Source organism: Acrocarpospora sp. B8E8 (assembly GCF_039871605.1).
Lineage (GTDB): Bacteria > Actinomycetota > Actinomycetes > Streptosporangiales > Streptosporangiaceae > Acrocarpospora > Acrocarpospora macrocephala.
This window is the reverse complement of sequence record NZ_JBDPLV010000186.1, coordinates 1-1,729: the sequence shown is the minus strand read 5'-3', so window position 1 is coordinate 1,729 and position 1,729 is coordinate 1. Positions and strand designations below refer to the sequence as shown.

The window sequence follows — 1,729 nt, the reverse complement described above, 5'->3', positions numbered from 1 at the left end:
AGCACGGGCTGAGCGCCTTCGAGGCGATCTACCGCGCCTTCACCGGCAACCTCTGGATGCCACCCGTCGCACGCGACGCCTGATCAGCGCTTTTCACATAGAGTCACAGAACCTTCTGATTGCTTACATCGCAACGGGGCAACATCACACCGACGATCTCTCGTCGTTCCAGTGGTAGCCGCAGTCGGCTGCCGGAATCCCTTCAAACGACTGGGTGCCGATCAGTTTCACATCCTCGACGGTCTCCTCCTGCGAGGTGCAGTGGATACGCAAGGCGTTGCCGATGGCGTCGAAAATGTCGATGGCGTCGACCACCCACGCGAAGGGCGCTTCGCCGTCGAATCTTTCTCGACCGGCGATGGTCACCGTGTAGGCGTTTATGCGATAGGCGTTCACCGTGTAGGTGCTCATCGTGCCTTTCCTTTCTTCTTTTCCAACGCGGTCAGCTTCTCCACACGATCAGCCTCCACTACCGTGGGATATTCGGCGCTGCCGTCGCTGAAGGCGAAACCGATGGCCCGGTTTAAGAAGTCGGGCCAGTCTTTGGTGCGGTAGCGGGACAGGATGTCGGCGATGGCGAGTGCGCCCGCCTCGTCCTCGTCCTCCCGGGGCGCCCAGGCGTGCCGGTATGCCTGGACGAGTTCGTCGCCGCGTTCCTCGGCGTGCTTGGCGTCGATCGCGGGCATGCTCACCCCTGCCAGGTCTTCACGAAGCCGGGCACGGCCGAGCCGTTCCAGGAGCGGTACTCGTATCCGGCCGCCAGCAGTTCCTTCTCCCGCCGGTCGATGTAGTCCTGGCCCAGGGCGAAGGTGTGGGTGCCGCCGATACGCTCCACCATCTCGGCGTGAGCCTCGCCGGGCAGGCGGACGTCCCAGATGACCCAGCTGCCGAAGCGCTTGCGCCTGGGCTCGCCCGCCCAGTGCGCCCGCCACTCCTCGCGGATCTGGCCGCCGTTGTTGAACAGGTAGATCACCCAGGCGTCGGGGCGGCCCGTGTAAACGCCATCCCGGGGGTAGAGCCAATCCTGGTCTGTCTCCTCCCACGGGCGTTGCCGGCCGATGGCTATGGCCGCTGTCCTGGCGTTACCGGGGTTGGCCTCGCCCGAAATCGCGGTCTCACCCAACCAGACCCCTTCCGGGTGGTAGAGCGTCACCACCGAGGTGTGGTGATGCCAGATCACGAAGTGGGTGGTGCCGCTGTCGGAGGGTTCGAAACGGTAAATCGTCTGTTTCACAGGTGCTCGATTCAGAAGAGTCGAAGGGTGTCGAAGTCGGGCTCGTCGCCCGGTTTGAGCGGGTAGACCGGCCGCTTGCTGCCCTTGGCGGTCGGCCACCAGAAGCCCCCGCAGGCCGTCATGACATGCCGCCGGTTGCCGTCGCGGTGGGCGACGACCAGGCCCCAGTCCTGGATCTGGCCGTAGCGGAACACCTCGCCGTCCCAGACCTGCACCCACGAGCCGAGCCCGAGTCGTTCGGGCTGGAAGGGCACTTGCCGAGGAGGCGTGAACCGGGAACGCAGGTGCGGGGCCTTGCCTTTGTTGGCGGCGCTGGTGAGGGCTGGTGCCTGTGCCCGTGGCCATTCCTGGACGAATTCACGCTCGGCGCAGGGCTGACAGCATTCTCGGATGCTGAGACGGTGGGTGCCGGTTCTGCGGATCACGGATGGATCGCGTACGGCGTGGCGTAGCCCTGACATGCAACAAGACCCCATAGAACGGCGGTTACCACAC

General features: G+C 64.8%; 4 protein-coding genes. All 4 read right to left on the bottom strand.

Annotation, left to right across the window (positions count from 1 at the left end):
* Positions 1-144 precede the first annotated feature (144 nt).
* Genes ABGB08_RS54485 through ABGB08_RS54470 form a run of 4 tightly spaced genes read right to left on the bottom strand, consistent with a single transcriptional unit; the run spans position 145 to position 1,488 of the window.
* Positions 145-411 (bottom strand): hypothetical protein, encoded by a 267-nt coding sequence (locus tag ABGB08_RS54485; protein WP_347608461.1) that lies wholly within the window; start codon positions 409-411, stop codon positions 145-147.
* On the bottom strand, positions 408-686 hold the full coding sequence (locus ABGB08_RS54480; RefSeq protein WP_347608458.1) for a hypothetical protein: 279 nt from the start codon (positions 684-686) through the stop codon (positions 408-410). The genes ABGB08_RS54485 and ABGB08_RS54480 overlap by 4 nt, the downstream gene beginning before the upstream one ends.
* A gap of 2 nt (positions 687-688) precedes the next feature.
* Positions 689-1,234: a hypothetical protein gene (locus ABGB08_RS54475; RefSeq protein WP_347608455.1), complete on the bottom strand. Its 546-nt coding sequence runs from the start codon at positions 1,232-1,234 to the stop codon at positions 689-691.
* 11 nt (positions 1,235-1,245) lie between these two features.
* Complete coding sequence (locus ABGB08_RS54470) at positions 1,246-1,488, bottom strand: hypothetical protein (RefSeq protein WP_347608452.1); 243 nt, start codon at positions 1,486-1,488, stop codon at positions 1,246-1,248.
* Positions 1,489-1,729 lie beyond the last annotated feature (241 nt).